This is a genomic window from Streptomyces sp. NPDC037083, from assembly GCF_055606485.1.
The window spans coordinates 42,439-59,176 of the sequence record NZ_JBVJSQ010000018.1 but is presented as its reverse complement, the minus strand read 5'-3'; the positions used below and the strand labels follow the sequence as shown (position 1 = coordinate 59,176).

The window sequence follows — 16,738 nt, the reverse complement described above, 5'->3', positions numbered from 1 at the left end:
CGCGACTGTTCCGCTCCTCCGGTACACCCGTCCGGCCCACCGCTGAGCCGGACGGGTGCGAGCGGAGGACGGAAGGCGCCTCCGGCCGCGGCGTGTTCAGGCGAGGGAGACGTTGTACTCCCGCATCCACGCGTCGACCTCCAGGATGGGAAGAAGGAGGTGACTGGAGTTGAGCCATGTCATGGTCTTCGACCCCGACTGGGTGAGCGCCTCCACGCGCTGAGGATCGAACACGCCATGCAAGGGGGAGGAGGGGTCGCTGAGCACCTTGTCGATGGAGCGCATGACCTCCGCGTTGTAGGCCGGGTCGTGGGTGCCGGGGTATCCGCTCTTGGGCCGGTCCAGGGTCTCCTGCGGGAGAACATCGGCGAAGGCGAGCCGCAGCAGGCTCTTCCAGCGGCCGTCGGCGTTCTTCATGTCCCACGGCACGTTCCACACGTATTCGACCAGTCGGTGATCGCAGTACGGGACACGTACCTCCAGGCCCACCGCCATGCTCATGCGGTCCTTGCGATCGAGGAGGTAGGCGAGGGGGCCCTTCAGGCTGTAGTACATGACCTCTCGCATGCGGGCGTTCAGCCCTTGTTCCCCGGGCAGACGTGGGACTTCCGCCTTGAGGGTGAGGTAGCGGTCGTTCTCCGCGTCGGCCGGGCGGACGCGCCGGTGCAGGTCGGGTGCGAAGGTGTCGGCCAGGCGTGGGGCGTCCCCGATCCACGGGAAGCGGTCGCGCCAGACGAGCCGCTCGTCGTGATACCAGGGGTAGCCTCCGAAGACCTCGTCGGCGGCCTCTCCCGACAGCGCCACAGTGGACTGTTCGCGGATCGCCTTGAACAGCAGGTGCATCGACGTGTCGAACTGCCCCAGGGACGGCAGATCGCGGGCGCGCCGGGCGGCAGGCAGGGCGGCGAGGACGTCGTCGGTCTGCAGGGCGATGTTGTGGTGAACGGTGCCCAAGTAGCGAGAGGCGAGCCGTGCGTAGGGGGCGTCCCGTTCGGGGCGTAGCTCGGTTGGTTTGAAGTCGTCTTCGTCACCGACGAATTCGACGGCGAAGGTGTGCAAGGGGCCGTCGCCGCCCGCATTCAGACGGCGGTTGGCGAGGGCGGACATGATGGTGGAGTCCAGCCCTCCGGACAGCATGGCGGAGCGCGGTACGTCGGCGACGAGCTGACGGTCGATGATGTCCTCGAGCAGTTCCCGGACGGTCGTCACGGTGGTTTTCAGGTCGTCGCGGTGTTCGCGGCTGACCAGTCGCCAGTACGGGTACTCGTGGCTGCCGCTGCGTGAGAAGCGCAGGACGTGGCCCGGGCGGACCTCGTGCAGTCCGCGCAGTGGTGTCTCGCCGGGGAGGGCCAGGCGGGCGTTGAAGAGAATGGGCAGGCTGTCCTCGTCCACGACCGGCTGGAAGAGGGGGTTCGCCATGATTCCCTTGGGCTCGGAGGCGAAGAGAATGCCGCCGGGGTAGGCGAAGTAGTAGAGGGGCTTGATGCCGATGCGGTCGCGGGCGAGGATGAGTTCCTCGCGCCTGGCGTCCCAGACGGCGAAGGCGAACATGCCGTTGAAGTGGTCGACGCAGGCGGCGCCCCATTCGAGGTAGGAGCGCAGGACGACCTCGGTGTCGGAGCGCGTGGTGAATCGGTGCCCGCGGGCTTCGAGGGTCGTGCGCAGTTCTCGGAAGTTGTAGACCTCGCCGCTGTAGACGAGGACGACGGGCTCCTGGCGGGGCTCGGTCGTGGCGACAGCCGGCTGCGTGCCGCCCTCCAGGTCGATGATGGAGAGGCGGCGGTGACCGAGAGCGGTGTGGGGTCCGAGCCAGGTGCCTGCGGCGTCAGGGCCCCGCAGGGCCATCGTGTCGGTCATGCGCTGGAGCGTCGTGTGCTCCTGGCTCAGGTTGCGGGTGAAGTCGGTCCATCCGACGATGCCGCACATGGATGTCCTTTCTGGGACTTCTGGAGCGAGGCCGCTGGCGTCACGCGGAGGCTGATGCGGTAGCGGTGTGTTGCGCGGCCGCTGCGAGGATCCGGGTTGCTTCCGCGATTTCCTCCTCGGTGACGGTCAGCGGTGGGGCGATCCGCAAGGTGTTGCCGTGGCGTCCGCCGATGCCGATGAGGAGACCGTGAGCGCGGCACGCCTCGACGTGGGCGCGGGCGGTGCCGGGGTCGGGCCGGCCGGTGTGTGGGTCGACGATGTCCACGGACAGCATCAGTCCCTGACCGCGGGGATTCGTCAGGTGCGGATGGGTCGCGTCAAGACGACGCAGTTCGGTCAGGAAGCTCTGCCCGGCTGTCTCGGCGTTACGCTGCAGGTCGTGGTCGAGGAGGTAGTCGAGAGTCGCCAGTGCGGCGGTGCAGGCCAGAGGGTTGCCGCCGAAGGTGGAGATGGATTTGCCCGGAATGCTGTCCAGGATGTCCCGGCGGGCTATCACTCCGCCGAGAGGCAGCCCGTTGGCTATTCCCTTGGCGAAGGTGATCACATCGGGCTTGAGTCGGTGGAGTTGATGGCCCCACCAGGTGCGGCCGGTGCGGCCCCAGGCTGTTTGCACTTCGTCGCAGATGAGGACCGCTCCGTGCTGTGCGGCGATGCGCGCGTACCGCTGGAGCAGAGCGGTGGGCGGTGTGTGGAAGCCGCCCAGGCCCTGCACGGGTTCCACGATGAGCGCGGCGGGCGGTGCTTGGTCGGCGAGCCGTGCCTCCAGATCGGCCGCCGGGTCCTCGGGAGGGCGTTCGTCGCCGTTGGGAGAGGTCCTGCCGTTGGACGCGAAGGTGACGTGGAACGGTGAGTACGGGCTCGGTTGCCAGCCCGGCAGTCCAGACACCGCGGTGCTGGTGAGCGACCGGCCGTGGTAGCTGTCGGTGAGTGCGATGACGTGGTTGCTGCCCGCGTGGCAAGTGGCGGCCAGCAACGCGGTGTCGTTGGCCTCTGTGCCGGAATTGACGAAGAAGACGGCCGCGTCGTCGATGCCGGATTGTTCGGCGAGGCGTTCGGCCAGGCGCACTTGGGCGTCGATGAGATAGAGGGTGGAGGTGTGGGTGATGCCGGTGTCGAGCTGACGGTCCAGGGCGCGGCGAAACTCCGCGACGCCGTAGCCGAGGGTGTTGGTGAGGATGCCGGCGAAGAAGTCGAGATGGTCGCGGCCGTGGGCGTCAGTGATGGTGCGCCCGGTCGCGGACACGGGCTGCAGCGGCTGGTCGTAGTAGGTGGTGACCCAGCGGGGCAGGACGCGTCGATGGCGGTCGTGGAGATCCTTGGACGTCATACGCCTTCCTGGGCTCGGGCGGTCGGTGCGGGGAGCTGGTGCAGTCGCTCGCGCAGGGCGAGTTGCCGGGTACGGAGTTCCTCGATGTCCTGCGGCCCGAAGGTCGCCGGGGAATCGGGCCAGTGGTCGCGCAACACGTCCAGCGCCGCAGGGGTGAAATGGGCCTTGCCCTGGAGGTCGACCGTGATGCCGTCGAGGACGGACCACTGCTGGTTGCAGACGATGGCCTGGCGTTCCGACATGCCTGGCGGCAGCCGCAGCGCAATGCTGCGTCCGGTGATGACGACGGGGTAGCCGCCCGGCCTGCCCTGGGGGGCGGCGACGTGTCCGGCGTAGTAGTCGCGCGGGTGCGTCAGAGCGTCGAGCACCGCCGCGCCGGCGGCCGCGCCGATCTCATTGAGATCCGCACGGGGCAGGCGGCGCCCCCGCTGGAGTATGTCGTGCACGGCGATCAGGGGCTGATCGTCGAGCCATGCTCGGACTTCCTGGTCAGACGTGGGAGGAGCGTGCAAGTGGGCATGGTGGGCGAGGACCTTCAGGCATGACTCGTCGCGGAGTCGCAGCTTGCTACGGATGAGACTGACGAGCGTGGAGACGTTGCCCAGCCCGCACAGGACGGGCAGCCCTGCACCGTGCAGGACAGGGTTGACGGCGTCGGGGAAGCACGCGTTCACCACAGCCGTGTGGGGGCTGGCTTCCACGGCGGATGCGGCGCGCAGTGCCGTCGCCGCCTGCAACGGCAGCGTGACGCCGAATCCCGCCGTGCGGATGAGATGGGTCCACGCGGACGGCAGCCCACGCATCTCGGAGGGTGAGTACTCCGAGGAGCAGACCACCAGGACGTGCGGTTGGTGGCGGCCGAGCAGGGGGCGCAGATCGGCGCCTCCCGGTACGTCCAGACGGTGCGGGCAGAAGCGGACGGACCGGTCCGCGAGGACGGCGTGGGCGTTGGCGAGGCTGGCGAGGTGCCGGGCTCGGTCGTAGCCGCGGCTGACGACATGCACGACGGTCGGCCCGCTCGCGCGCTGAGCGAAGGCTTTCGTCAGCGCGCCGGCGAAGGCACCGGTGCCGAGGACGACGACGTGTCGGGGGCGGTTCACAGCTGCGCTCCTGAGGGCGGCTCGTGTCCGGCCACGGGCTTCAGAACGGTGTCGAGGTGGACGATCTCGGGCTCGGCCAGCCCGGGACACCGGGCGCTGAGATCGAGGCGGGGTGGGCGGTCGTCGTCGGTGTAGTACACCGGCGTCAGCCTGCCCAAAGTGTCCGTGCGCACCAGCGGATTCGCTACCAGGAAGTCGCGGACGGCGGGAGTGTCCCGGCGCGGATAGATCCTGAGGCGCTTGGTGGCGAAGTGGTTGGGGGGCCACTCCGGGTGGGCGCCCAGCCTGCGTTTCCACTGGAAGATGCCCTTGCTGATGTACGCCTCGGTGCCGAACAGATCCACGCGCGCGACTCGCTGCTCGCAGGCCCACTGCAGCAGATGGTGGTAGAGCGCCTTGAACGCGCCGGTGCGGTAGTGCTCGTCGAGGCCATCGAGAACGCCCAGAAGCCGGGTGGTGAGGGTGCGCCGGTCCTTGGACCAGTGGCACAGCACCCCAGCCACGCGTGTGCCGGCCTGGCTGAGGAAGAACAGGGTGCCGTGGCGCAGCACAGCGTAGCGGGCCACGTCCAGACGCTCGGTACGGCTGCGGTCTCCGTGCCGGTTGCGCATGGTGGGGCCGTGCATGCGGTCGTAGAAGAACGTGAGCGCCCCGGGTGAGGAGTCCTCTTCCAGTACCCACTGATGCTCCCGCTGGTCGCGGCGGAACTGCCAGCGCTCCCGTTTGGAGATCAGCCGCGCCAGCTCCTCCTGTGACGGTGGGACGTCCACCACGAGGTGGAGGCGGAACGGCGCGGTCACGCTGCCGTGTTCGGGCAGGTGCCGCAGGGCGCGCTCCTCGGCCCCGACTACGACGAGATCGGTGCTGGGCCAGTCGCCCGCGGCCAGGTCGCGCCAACGGACGGTGGCATCGGTGCGCCGGACGGTCGCCCATCCGAGCCGGGTGCGCTGATGCTCGAGGAACTGGAGGATGTTCGTACGGCCCACCGGCAGACCGGCGTACCCGATGCTCACACCGTCCTGGCCGGCGAGGGAGGAGATGACCGGCACGCTCCGCGGGAGGCTGTCGGCCCTGCTGCGGACAGTGCGCCAGCCTGGAGTCGGGGTGTTGTTCCACCAGTAGGCGAGGCGCGCCCTGACCGGGGTGAGGGGATGGTGCCGCGCCGGGCGAGCCGTGTCGGCCTCTCCCGCCGGGGCAGGGGAGGGCGGAGCCGCCGCGGTGGGCAGGGTGTGGTCCTGCGTCGTCATGGGTGCTCGCCCTCAGCTGACTGCGGCTGTGTGCACGAGGTCCCGCAGGTCCCCGTAACCGGTGATCGGCCGCATCTGATGTGCCTGCGGTGCCTGGTAGTCGTCTGCGTCGTAGAAGCCGGACCCGTGGATCAGAATTTCCGTCTCGTCGAGCAGGCCGCGGTCCAGGGCGTTGAGGACACCGGTCATCGCCATGACGAGGGACCATTCGCGGATCTGCCGCAGGTCGGAAGGCAGTTCGACGTGGGCCGGTTCCAGCAGATCGCGTACGAGCGGGTAGCGGTCCAGGCATTCGGCGAGCGAGACGACGATCCCTCCGCCTCCCTGGCGGCGGATGATCTCGTTCATGCGGTCGGAGGTGGCGGGAGTACGGGTGTAGAAGGTGGCGTCCAGTTGCTCGTCGGGGGCGAACGTCCGTTCAGGGAAGCGGGGGTCGGAGTCCTGGACGTGTAGACCGTTGCGGTACTGCCACTGTGGGCGGTAGTCGAACCTGCCGTGGTAGTAGCTGGAGACCATGTCGGGCGTGCCCAGGTGCTGCACCAGGAAGTAGCGCGCTCCCGTGCCGGGCCATTCGCGCCCCGTGTACTGCTGCTGGCCGTAGAAGTGACCGAGCAGTCCGAACGCGCTCGAGACGGAATGGGCGTGTACACGCGGCGCGGTCGGGAGGTGGTCCCGCTCGAACAGGGCCCGTGCGGTGTCCGCAACGGCGTAATTGCTCAAGTCCATGGTGTGCCAAAGCCGTACACCGTACCGGGCGAAGAGGGTGTCGGACTCCTGGTCGGCTAGTGCGCGCGCGAGTTCCTTGACGTGGAGTGGCTGCGAGGCGTCGAGAACGGCGAGCGGGTTGCGGGCACGCAGAACGTCGTCGTCAGTCAGGGGTGAGCGCCACAGCTTGTGACAGGAGGCGGCGGGCACGACGCAGACGATCCGGAGTTGGTCGGCGCCGACCAAGCCGGTCTCTTGAGCCCGCAGCACGGCGTCTCGCAGCGCGGTGGCCTTGTTCGCACTCGACGGCGTGATGATCATGATGGACTCGCCGGTGCGCTGGATGTGGGCCACCGCGCGGCCCACGATCATCAGGGAAGCCAGCGTCTTGGTGGTTCGCGTCCTCGGATTGTGCATCAGGTTCAGGAACCGCAGAGGGGTGCCGTGATAGCTGCCCAGGTCCTGTGCGCTGATGCCGCCGGGTTCGAGGAATCGCTCCAGGGTCGAAGTGAGGGCCGGCAGCCGCCAACCGGGGGTGAACCCGGCCGTCCGGTCACCCCGTCCGGTGTCCGCGAGGATGCCGGAGAGGTCGTCGTAGTAGCGCAGGAGGGCGCGACAGACGGTATCGGGGGCCGTCGGCGCCAATACGGTGGCCTGGGAGGGGGAAGCCATCGTCATCACACCGCTCCCCGGGCGAGCGTGTCACCGCGCATCAGCTGGGAAGCGGCCCGATCGGCGGGCACGTGGGCCGGGTCGTCGCCGATGTCCAGGGGCCGGTTGTGCTGGTCAACGAAGACGATGGTCGGTTGTAATGCCCTGGCCTCGGCCTCGGGAACGCTCTGGTAGGCGATGACGATCACCAGGTCGCCGGGCGAGATCAACCTGGCCGCCGCGCCGTTGATGCCGACGACGCCGCTGCCGCGCTCGCCCTCGATGACATAGGTGCTCAACCGGTTGCCATTGTTGATGTCGACGATGTCAACCTGCTCGCCCGGCAGCAGGTCAGCGGCGTCCATGAGATCGCGGTCGAGGGTCAGGGAGCCGACGTAGTGCAGGTCGGCCTGGGTCACGGTGGCCCTGTGAATCTTGCTGTGCAGCATGGTGCGGTACATGGGGATACTTCCTCACTGTTGGGGTTCAGACGGAGATCTGGATGCGGCGCAGGTGCCGGCTGCGGTCGCTGAAGGCGTTCCGGGCGTGCAGCAGCCGCCAGTTGTCCCACACGAGCATGTCCCTCTCGGAGTAGTTGATGGACACGTGCTCGCGGTCGAACGCGGCGTGCCAGCGCCGCTGCAGCTCCGCGGCCAGATCGTCGTCCCGTATCAGGTTGTTGCAGCTGAACCGGACGATCGTGCCCTGGTCGGTCTCCTCGAGGACGGGGTGACGGGTCTTGAGGTCGAGCCCGAGGCGCTGCACGCCTTCTGTGGTCTTCCAGTTGTACTCGTGCGTGAGGAACCACTCACGTTCCTCGGCCGAGAGGGCCTCGACCCAGGGCCTGGTGTCGGCGAGGGTGGTCTCCCCGCCTGGCCCGTCGGCCGGCGTGACGCACCACAGCGCGATGTACCGCGGAGGGACGACTGCGAAGTCGTATCCCTCCGAGTGCGGGGTCAGCGGACGGGTATTGCCGGCGTGGTAGACGTCGTCCATGCCGGGCTCCGGCCGTACGTCGCCGACAACGGCGCCGGTGTAGTTGGGCACGAAACGGCCCAGGTTCCGGCAAAACCTCACCGGGTCGAACTCCTCCGGCACGTTGCACATCAGGACGTAGCCGTGCTCGTCCATGAGCTGGTGGAAAGTCTTCATCAACAGCTCATCGGTCAACGGATCGCCGTTGAAATCGACCTGGGAGAGAATACTGAGAGGTGAGTGCGCCATTCTTTTCCTCCGACAGAAATGGGCGGAAGCGTGCACCAATGCGTTTCAAGGCAGGTGGCCATGAATTTCGCACGGGTATTGCAGATGGCATGACGAGGCCGGGGTCTCAAACACCGGGTACCCGGCTGCATAACCGGTGGCGTGTCGTAACGATATCCAGGACAGGCGGAGGAATGTCAAGGGCCCGAATATTTAACGTTCCGTATGCATGCATACCTGCGGATTCAGTTACATCCTGTAATCACCACTGCTCATAGAGCCTTGATGGTGATCGCTAGTGATCACTTAAAGTAATTCTGTTTGCCCAGAAAGGCGCCGGGTACTCAGGACAGGGTTTTTGTGTCCGCACCCACAGTGACGGGTCGGAAAGTATAGGGCGAAGCTGAAGATGGCTGAAATCATGCCCCCCTGGTTGGGGCTTGAAGCGAGCTGCGAAGTGACCAAAGGTGTCCGGCGTCCCGCGACGAGAAAGGGTTGTAAGAATTGAGTCAGAGTCGCACCGGGAAGGCCCGGAAAGATCACTTAATTGTTCGCCGTCTTTTGTTCAGTGAAGGTGTGACCGCCCTCGGAGACGGACTGTGGTTCAGCATGTGGGCGGTCTACCTGACCTCCGTTCAGGGCGTCCCCGCCTCGACGATGGGTCTCGCGATGGGACTGGGTGGAGGGCTCGGCCTCCTGGCCGCTTTGCCTGTCGGCACGCTGACCGACCGTCTCGGCGCCCGTGAGACCCTCGTCGCTGTCACCGTTCTGCGCGCCGCGTTCTCACTCGCATTTCTGGCCACGCACACCTTTTGGCCACTCCTGGTTGCTGCCGCCCTGTTCACCTCGATGGAGACGGCCGCCAAAGGCAGCAAGGTAGCGCTCGTGCACCTCATGGTGTCGGAACGGGACTGCTTGCCTGTCCTCGCCCGGGCCCGCGTCGTCCAGCACCTGCTCTACGCCGCCGGCGCGGGCGCCGCCGCCTGGGTGCTCGCGCGCCAGTCGGCCGCCCCCTACCACAGCGCTGTCATCGTCAACAGCTTCACTTTCGTCGTCTCGGCCGCGATCCTGGCCCGCCTCCCGCACGTCCCGCCGGTGCCCGCCGCGCGGCGTCAAGTCAGCACAGCGGCACTGCGCAACATCCCCTTCACGGCGATCATGAGCAGTACCGCCCTCCTTGCCCTGTGTTGGGCACTTCTGTCCAGCGGCCTACCCCTGTGGCTGAAGGAGGACACCACGGCACCGGTATGGATCGCCCCACTGTCTGTGCTGGTCAGCTCCCTCCTGATCGCTCTCTTCCAGGTGCGCGTCACCCGCACCGGGCAACGACTGGCCGGAGCCGTACGCTCCTCATGGCGCGCCAGCGTTGCGCTCGCCGGGTGCTGCCTGGCCTTTGCGGCAGCCGCCTGGCCGGCCAGCCCGGTGGTGGCCGCCGTCGTCGTCCTCGCCGGACTGGGCCTGCATGTGCTGGGGGAGCTGTACTACGTGGCAGCCCGGTGGGGACTGTCCATCAAGCTCATGACACACGGCGCACAAGGGCAGTACCAAGCTGTCGCGGCCACTACGGAAGGTGCCGTAGTAGCCGTCGGGCCTGCGCTGGTCGTCACGCTGGTCAGCGGCGCCGGGGGAGCAGGCTGGGGCATCCTCGCACTGGTCTTTCTCACCTGCTCCCTACCGGTCGCGCCTCTGTGCCGACCGGCACTGCGCCGCCGCACAGCCACCCGCTTGGTGAACGAGAGCTCACCCGCCTGAGAAGTACGATCGGCGAACAGAGGGTGTGCTCGTTCCTGCCGACCGCCAGGGGCAACTTTGGACGTGTGCTGCGATGCCGCCGACCGCCTTTCTCCGCCCACAGCCCGCCGACGACCGCCTTGGTTGTTCTGGCTGCCACCGGCTGCCGAGGAAGACGACCGCCGGTACAGCTCCGCACAGTCGTGGAACAGCGCGTCGGCGTGGCTGGCGGCCGAGACAGCTCCACCATTTCAAGGCCGGTGATCACCACGCCTAGCAGGCGTGTCGACACCGATGGGGCATCGACCGATGCCACCCCACAGAACCGACGTCATGCTGGTCCACCACGTCCGACCCGACGCTACGCAGGACGCCCCAGCCGTGGACGGCACGATGGTGATCGTTCGGCCGTTCGCCAGCGGGGTGGCGGGACCCGGCTCGTGACCGGTCGTGCCCGGCGGGCCGTTCCGTGTCGGTGTGTCCCTCGCCCGCGCCTGGTCCGGCGCTGTTTGAATCACCGTATGGCCAAAAGTGATGAAGCGGCTCTTTTCGGTAACCGGTTCCTGACCGTGCCCGCACCCTCGGAGACGTTCCCCGAAGAAGGCATGTCCGCGTTGGACGCCATGAGGCTCGTGGATGTGGATCTCGCCATGGAGGGCGATCCACAGCGCAACCTCGCCACGTTCGTGACCACGTGGATGGAGCCGGAGGCGCAGCGGCTGATCGCCGAGAACCTCCACCGCAACTTCATCGACCATGCGGAGTACCCCATCTCCGCCGAGATCGAGCAGCGTTGCGTCCGCATGCTCGCCGACCTCTTCCACGCGCCGGGCAGGACGACCGGATGCCGGACCCAGGGCTCCTCCGAGGCGATCATGCTCGGCGCGCTGTCATTGAAGTGGAAGTGGCGTGAGCGCCGCCAGGCGGCCGGCCTGTCGATCGACCGGCCCAATCTGGTCTTCGGGGGAGACGTCCATGTCGTGTGGGAGAAGTTCTGCCGCTACTTCGACGTCGAGCCGCGGATCGTGCCGCTTGCGGAGGGCAAGTACACGATCGGCCCGGAGGACGTCGAGCCCCACCTCGACGAGAACACGATCGGGGTCGTCGCCGTCCTCGGCACCACGTTCACCGGCCACAAGGACGATGTCGTAGGCATCGACGAGCTCCTGCGGGACGTCCGCAAGAAGCGGGACCTCGACATCCCCATCCACGTCGACGGCGCGAGCGGCGCATTCGTGTGGCCTTTCCTCTACCCGGACTCGAAATGGGACTTTCGCCTGGAGCAGGTCCGTTCGATCAACGTCTCGGGACACAAGTACGGCCTGGTCTACCCCGGCATCGGGTGGCTGGTCTTCCGGGACCAGTCCGATCTGGCTGCGGACCTCGTGTTCTACGAGAACTACCTGGGCAAGACCGACGCGACGTTCACGCTGAACTTCTCCACCGGTGCGTCGATGGTGCTCGCCCAGTACTACAACTTCGTCAGGCTCGGCCGTCAGGGCTACACCTACGTCATGAGGATGATGCAGGAGAACGCACGGGCGTTGGCCGACAACCTCAGCAGCAGCGGCCGGTTCGAAGTGATCGGGAGCGACCTCGAGCAACTGCCGCTGGTCGCGTTCCGTCTCACAGGCGAGCACGCCTACGACGAGTCGGACATCGCCTGGCAACTCGCGGCCGAGCGGGGCTGGATGGTGCCGGCGTACACGCTCCCGCCCAACGCGGAGCGGGTGAAGATCCTGCGCGCCCTGGTCAAGGAGACCATGAGCCGCGAGCAGGTCGACCGACTGAGCCAGGACATCGCCGACGCGTGTCGCACGTTGGATGCCAAGGGTGGGGCCCACGTGATCGAGCGCACCCAGGTCAAGCGCGGCACCGGCTACTGACGCGCTGCGGCGCAGCGCCGGCGACCGGGTGCGGAAGGGCGATGGACAGCAGGACCTCGTTTCGGCTCATGGTGGGCATCGGGGCGGCCTGGGCTGGTCTCGGTGTGACCGCGTGTTCGCGGCGTGAGGTGTCGCGTCGGACGACTTCGTAGCCGCCTTCGTCGAGGACGGCCAGGGAGGCGAACCAGACCGGGTCGTCCTGGTGGGGCTGGATGACGACAAAGGGGGCGGCCCCGATGTGGGCGCGGTCGGCGAGGACGGGAACGCCTTGGCGTTCGCTGATCCGGATGGTGCGGTGGGTGCGGGCCGCGGTCAGGTCGTGGGTGCGGCCGGGCAGTGCGGGCGAGATCGACGAGGGCACGCTGGTGGGGCGGGGGCCTGCAGCGGTGGTCACGGGTGACGATGAGCATGGACGCCCACTCGACCAGGGCGTGCGGCAGGCCGAGTGCGGCAGGATAGGAACCAACGAGGCTCCTGCGCTGATGAGTTGAGACGTCGAACACCTTTCTCAACGGCACAGGAGCCTCGTGCGTTGCGGGAGCCCGCCCCGTCACCCCACCGGTGGCCACTCTGAAAACGCTCACCCATCCCCTTCTACGGGCGGTGAGTCCTATTTATTACTCTCGCGAATCCGAGGAAAATCTGCTCGGCTCGTAGAGTGCGAAGATGGATATGTAGGACTTGATCAAGGAAAGCTCACCCGAACCGGGGACGCGGTCACTCATTTCGACGCGTTCCAGGAGGAGATGGAGTGGCGTTAGCGGGATATGGCGAAAGCGACGTTTCATGGCCTCCCCCAGCGCGACTCGAGGCGCAAAGCAAGGACCGACAATCCAACTGCGAACCCCGCTTGGCCGTCGGGTGCGACATACTCGGTGCTTTCGGCACAGGGCGCCGTGACCGGAGGGGGCACATGGTCTGAACAACGGATTACCGAGCCGCTGCTACGTGATTTCCTCGGACTGCTGGAGGCAATTCAGGAGGAACTCAATTCTCGGTGGGACGGCCAGGAGTGCTTTGGCCGTCACGAGAACAGCGCCTGACGGTGAAAACGCCATGAACCGTGACTATGTGAATCCTTCGTTTGCGCAGCGCGAGTATTACTCCGATGCGCACTTCTACGGGACGGGAACTGGCTGGAACGGGGGGCCTGACGACAGCGTCCACGCAGGGGTTCCCCTGACTGCACCGGACACGGGCTGGGACCCGGTCGAGGAACTTGCCTATCTCCTGCAGGAAGCTGTTCCGGCGGAGCAGCCGGTCAGGGTGCCGCCACTTCGCAGAGAGCCCCCCTCCGGCGCCGACTTCACCGACCCGCTGCAGGCTCAGGTCCCGTCCCCCCGACGCCCCTCTGCCGGGCATCGCAAGACGCAAGTCCGAAAACCCCGGCTCAAGTGGTTGCAGACCGGCAGCTTCGCCCTCGTCGCCCTTGTCACCGTCATCGTGGCGATGGTCAGTGTCTTCGGGGGCATGGTTGCCTACAGACCGCTGCAGAACATCACGTCGGGAACGGGTGCCGGCATCGCCCGGTCGTGGCCCCTTCTCGTGTACGGCCCCTGGATGGCGGCCTCTCTCTCCATCCTGCGCGCTGCCCTGCATCAACGCCGAGCCGTGCACTCATGGTTCATCGTTCTCTTCTTTTCCTCGGTCGCGGTAATGCTATGCGTAGCACAGGCCGACAAGACCATCACTGGAATCGCCGGAGCCGCCCTGCCCGCCCTCGCATCCCTCGCATGCTTCCAGCAACTCGTCCGGCAAATCACACTGACCCTGCCACCACGACAGGCCACGCGCCGCCACCGGCTCTAGCCTCGCGCTTTCATGAGCGCGCTCGTCCATACCTTGATCAAATAAGCGGAGAGTGCTTCTGACCTGCAACGATGGGACTTTTCTGGGGTCCTGTTGGCTGCACGGAAAGAAGCACTCTCCAGGTGAGCAAGCGTATCGGGTTGTACCCGTGTGTCCGCGTCGAGGACGGTGGCAGAGGGGCGGTCCCGCAGGCCGGGGCAGTGCTGTTGGTCGAGACGGTCCGCAAGGTGGGCCTGGACACCGCGGTATCGGCGGCAATGGCGCCGTGGCGCAAGCCGCGGACGGTGCACGACCCGGGCAAGGTCCTGCTGGACATCGCGCTCGCAACAGCTCCGGGCGGGGGACTGCCTCGCCGATGTCGCCATGCTGCGGGCCGAGGACGATGTGTTCGGCCCTGTGGCATCACACCCCACGGTCCCCCGGCTCATCGACGTCCTCGCTGCAGCCGGGCCGAAGACGCTCACCGCGATCCGCACGGCGCGAGCCGACGTACGCACGCGGGTCTGGGAGCTGGCCGGTGAAGACAGTCCGGCCGCCGACGGTCAGGTGATCGTGGACATCGACGGGGTGCTGGTCCTCGCCACTCCGATAAGCAGGACACCACCGCGACCTGGAAGAAGACCTTCGGCCATCATCCGCTCGTCGCGTTCGTCGACCACGACCAGACCGGGTCCGGGGAACCGGTGGCCGCCCTGCTGCGGCCCGGCAACGCGGGCTCCAACACCGCGAGCGACCACATCACCACCACTCAACTCGCCCTGGTCCCACTCCTCAGACACCTGCGGCGGGGACGGCAGACACTGATCCGCACCGACTCCGCCGGCAGCACCCGCGCCGTCCTCGACTGGCTCTCCCGACCCGGCCGGCGGCTGTCGTATTCCGTCGGGATGACCATCATCGACACCCTCCACCAGGCCGTCCTGCAGATCCCGAAGAAGGCGTGGACACCGGCCTACGACTCCGGCGGCACCGAGCGATTCGGTGCCTGGGTCGCGGAGATCACCGACATGCCCGACCTGAACGCCTGGCCCAAGGGCATGCGGCTGATCGTCCGCAAGGAACGCCCGCACCCGGCGCCCACGCTTCACCGACCTCGACGGGCTGCGGCTGACCTGCTTCGCCACCAACACCAAAGGGCGGCCAGCTCGCCGATCTCGAACTGCGTCACCGCAGGCGGGCCCGCTGTGAGGACCGCATCCGAGGCGCCCGCGACACCGGCCTGCGCAACCTGCCCCTGCACGACACCGCACAGAACCGGATCTGGCTGGAGATCGTCTCCCTCGCACTCGACCTCCTCGCCTGGATGCCCATGCTCGCCCTGACCGGCAAGGCCCGCCGCTGGGAACCCAAGAAGCTTCGCCTGCGGCTGTTCTCCGCCGCCCAGCTCGTCATCACCGGCCGCCGCTGGCTCCTCTTCACGACCCGGTGGCCCTGGACCGACGAGATCATCCGGGCAATCGACCGGCTCAACGCCTTGCCGAGCCCCGGCTGACCAGCCACACCGACCGTCCCAACGATCCGCACCACCACACCGGGAAAGTGGAACCCGGTGCCCACCCGACGCGACAACCGGGCCGTCAACCTGCCCCGGTCGCGAAAAGACCGCACCTCGCAAACACAGAGTCCCCGTCGGCACAGCAACGAGGACTCATGAACGTTCTGCGTTTGACGATGGCCCGCCACGGGGCTGCACTGGATTCATGGATGCTGCGGCGACTCCGTCCTAGGGAGAGCAGCGATGACAACCATGGAATCGTTCAACCTTCTGCAGCCGTACAAGATCGCCGAGGAGACGTTCGTCATCCCGTGGGCCCTTGAGGCCGCGCCGCTCGGTCATTTTCCGATGAACTCGATGGTGATCCGGGGAGCCGAACCGGTCCTCGTGGATACCGGGGCGCCCGCAGTGCGCTCCCAGTGGCTGGAGGCAGCCTGGTCCGTCGTAGATCCCCTGGACGTACGGTGGATCTTCCTCACCCACGACGACCGCGACCACGCCGGCAACCTCCTGGCGGTCCTCGCCGAATGCCCGAACGCGACCCTGCTGACGACATGGTTCTCCATCGGCCGCATGGCCGAGGAGTGGGAGACCCCCATCAACCGGTGCCGCTTCATGACCGACGGCGACACGATCGACGCGGGCGACCGCACCCTGGTCGCCAAACGACCACCCCTGTACGACAACCCCACAACCCGCGCCCTCTTCGACCCGAAGACCAACGTCCTGTGGGCCGTCGACACCTTCGCCACGAACGTACCCACCCCGATGCCGGACATAGCGGCGTTGTCCGCGGACGAGTTCCGCGACGGCCAATTCTTCGGCGGACGGCTGGTCTCTCCCTGGGTCGCGTTGCTGGACACCCAGAAGTTCCGGACGGTCGTGGACGACTTCCAAGGCCTGAACGCCGAGGTCATCGCCGGCTGTCATTCCCCGGTCCTCCGCGGCCCCAAGATCTCCGAGGCCTACGACCTCCTGCGCCAGCTCCCCGAGATCCCCCCGTGGGCAGAGTTCACCCAGGCCGACCTGGACCAGTGGATGGCGGTCGCCGAGAGCTCGGTACCACCGGAACAACCACGACCGTCAGAGACGTGACTGTGCCCGTGCCCCTAGCCGTTTCCCTACGCCGCCGCAACCTTCCGTAGTCATATGGGATCCCGCCCCCGGGACGTGGCCGTCGCGCCACCCGAGTTCGTCCGGGTGGCTGCGCATCCGCTGCGCTGGCGGCTGCTGAGGGAACTCGCCGACGGCGACTATCGGGTCCGTGAACTGGTGGAACTTCTTTGCGGAGCGGGGCGGGGCCTGTCGTGGGCATCGGTAGGGCTGAACGGCTCGATGCGTGTCTGTACTGGCTCGATGTGTGTCTGTACTGGTCAGGGCCGTTGGACAGGGGCTGGGTCGCCTCAACCTTGGAGCACGCCACGCCGGGCGGGAGCCGGATGACCAGCGGGTCGCCTTGGCGGGTCCCTGGAGCGCGCTCCAGCGGCTGGCGCCAGGCCGCGGCGGTGTCAGGGGCCGGGCCACGGGCGTGGTCCGATCATCCAAGACCGTTCCTTCGCCGAGGAGGACGGCGTAGCCGGACGCATAGACCTGAGACCTGAGGAAGCTGCCGCTCTCCTGGTCGCCCATCTGCCGACCGGCGCCCGCACGGGAAACCC

The 16,738-nt window shown here is 67.3% G+C and carries 11 protein-coding genes and 2 pseudogenes; 5 read left to right on the top strand and 8 right to left on the bottom strand.

The window, feature by feature from the left end; genetic code table 11:
• Window positions 1–96: 96 nt before the first annotated feature.
• From asnB to ACZ7DE_RS36490, 7 genes are read right to left on the bottom strand one after another with little or no spacing between them, the layout of a single operon-like run.
• Window positions 97–1,926: an asparagine synthase (glutamine-hydrolyzing) gene (asnB, locus tag ACZ7DE_RS36520; RefSeq protein WP_470768704.1), complete on the bottom strand. Its 1,830-nt coding sequence runs from the start codon at window positions 1,924–1,926 to the stop codon at window positions 97–99.
• Window positions 1,927–1,966: 40 nt separating this feature from the next.
• Complete coding sequence (locus ACZ7DE_RS36515; RefSeq protein ID WP_470768703.1) at window positions 1,967–3,253, bottom strand: aspartate aminotransferase family protein; 1,287 nt, start codon at window positions 3,251–3,253, stop codon at window positions 1,967–1,969.
• Window positions 3,250–4,353, bottom strand: a complete 1,104-nt coding sequence (locus ACZ7DE_RS36510) for a hypothetical protein (RefSeq protein WP_470768702.1) — start codon at window positions 4,351–4,353, stop codon at window positions 3,250–3,252. The genes ACZ7DE_RS36515 and ACZ7DE_RS36510 overlap by 4 nt, the downstream gene beginning before the upstream one ends.
• On the bottom strand, window positions 4,350–5,600 hold the full coding sequence (locus ACZ7DE_RS36505; protein ID WP_470768701.1) for a hypothetical protein: 1,251 nt from the start codon (window positions 5,598–5,600) through the stop codon (window positions 4,350–4,352). The genes ACZ7DE_RS36510 and ACZ7DE_RS36505 overlap by 4 nt, the downstream gene beginning before the upstream one ends.
• A gap of 12 nt (window positions 5,601–5,612) precedes the next feature.
• Window positions 5,613–6,983, bottom strand: coding sequence for a DUF6002 family protein (locus ACZ7DE_RS36500; RefSeq protein ID WP_470768700.1), 1,371 nt, complete (start codon window positions 6,981–6,983; stop codon window positions 5,613–5,615).
• Entirely contained in the window at window positions 6,983–7,417 is a 435-nt protein-coding gene (gene panD / locus ACZ7DE_RS36495) for an aspartate 1-decarboxylase (RefSeq protein WP_470768699.1), read from the bottom strand. The genes ACZ7DE_RS36500 and panD overlap by 1 nt, the downstream gene beginning before the upstream one ends.
• A 25-nt stretch (window positions 7,418–7,442) precedes the next feature.
• Window positions 7,443–8,180: a TauD/TfdA dioxygenase family protein gene (locus ACZ7DE_RS36490; protein ID WP_470768698.1), complete on the bottom strand. Its 738-nt coding sequence runs from the start codon at window positions 8,178–8,180 to the stop codon at window positions 7,443–7,445.
• A gap of 483 nt (window positions 8,181–8,663) precedes the next feature.
• On the opposite strand from ACZ7DE_RS36490, the gene ACZ7DE_RS36485 reads away from it, so the two are divergent.
• Complete coding sequence (locus ACZ7DE_RS36485) at window positions 8,664–9,911, top strand: MFS transporter (RefSeq protein WP_470768697.1); 1,248 nt, start codon at window positions 8,664–8,666, stop codon at window positions 9,909–9,911.
• Window positions 9,912–10,411: 500 nt separating this feature from the next.
• Window positions 10,412–11,776, top strand: coding sequence for a glutamate decarboxylase (locus tag ACZ7DE_RS36480; protein WP_470768696.1), 1,365 nt, complete (start codon window positions 10,412–10,414; stop codon window positions 11,774–11,776).
• A gap of 217 nt (window positions 11,777–11,993) precedes the next feature.
• Here ACZ7DE_RS36480 and ACZ7DE_RS36475 read toward each other — a convergent pair.
• Window positions 11,994–12,186: pseudogene (locus tag ACZ7DE_RS36475) on the bottom strand (hypothetical protein); the annotation flags it as partial.
• 646 nt (window positions 12,187–12,832) lie between these two features.
• Here ACZ7DE_RS36475 and ACZ7DE_RS36470 point away from each other — a divergent pair.
• The 3 genes and pseudogenes from ACZ7DE_RS36470 (at window position 12,833) to ACZ7DE_RS36460 (ending at window position 16,175) form a co-directional block, all read left to right on the top strand.
• Window positions 12,833–13,585, top strand: a complete 753-nt coding sequence (locus tag ACZ7DE_RS36470) for a DUF2637 domain-containing protein (protein ID WP_470768695.1) — start codon at window positions 12,833–12,835, stop codon at window positions 13,583–13,585.
• A gap of 122 nt (window positions 13,586–13,707) precedes the next feature.
• Window positions 13,708–15,077, top strand: a pseudogene (locus ACZ7DE_RS36465) (IS1380 family transposase).
• Window positions 15,078–15,323: 246 nt separating this feature from the next.
• Window positions 15,324–16,175, top strand: coding sequence for an MBL fold metallo-hydrolase (locus tag ACZ7DE_RS36460; RefSeq protein WP_470768694.1), 852 nt, complete (start codon window positions 15,324–15,326; stop codon window positions 16,173–16,175).
• Window positions 16,176–16,738 lie beyond the last annotated feature (563 nt).

Bases quoted from the DNA above. Each gene is read 5' to 3' on its own strand.
- asnB (WP_470768704.1), bottom strand. From the start codon at position 1,926: ATGTGCGGCATCGTCGGATGGACCGACTTCACCCGCAACCTGAGCCAG.
- ACZ7DE_RS36515 (WP_470768703.1), bottom strand. From the start codon at position 3,253: ATGACGTCCAAGGATCTCCACGACCGCCATCGACGCGTCCTGCCCCGC.
- ACZ7DE_RS36505 (WP_470768701.1), bottom strand. From the start codon at position 5,600: ATGACGACGCAGGACCACACCCTGCCCACCGCGGCGGCTCCGCCCTCC.
- ACZ7DE_RS36500 (WP_470768700.1), bottom strand. From the start codon at position 6,983: ATGACGATGGCTTCCCCCTCCCAGGCCACCGTATTGGCGCCGACGGCC.
- panD (WP_470768699.1), bottom strand. From the start codon at position 7,417: ATGTACCGCACCATGCTGCACAGCAAGATTCACAGGGCCACCGTGACC.
- ACZ7DE_RS36490 (WP_470768698.1), bottom strand. From the start codon at position 8,180: ATGGCGCACTCACCTCTCAGTATTCTCTCCCAGGTCGATTTCAACGGC.
- ACZ7DE_RS36480 (WP_470768696.1), top strand. From the start codon at position 10,412: ATGGCCAAAAGTGATGAAGCGGCTCTTTTCGGTAACCGGTTCCTGACC.
- ACZ7DE_RS36470 (WP_470768695.1), top strand. From the start codon at position 12,833: ATGAACCGTGACTATGTGAATCCTTCGTTTGCGCAGCGCGAGTATTAC.
- ACZ7DE_RS36460 (WP_470768694.1), top strand. From the start codon at position 15,324: ATGACAACCATGGAATCGTTCAACCTTCTGCAGCCGTACAAGATCGCC.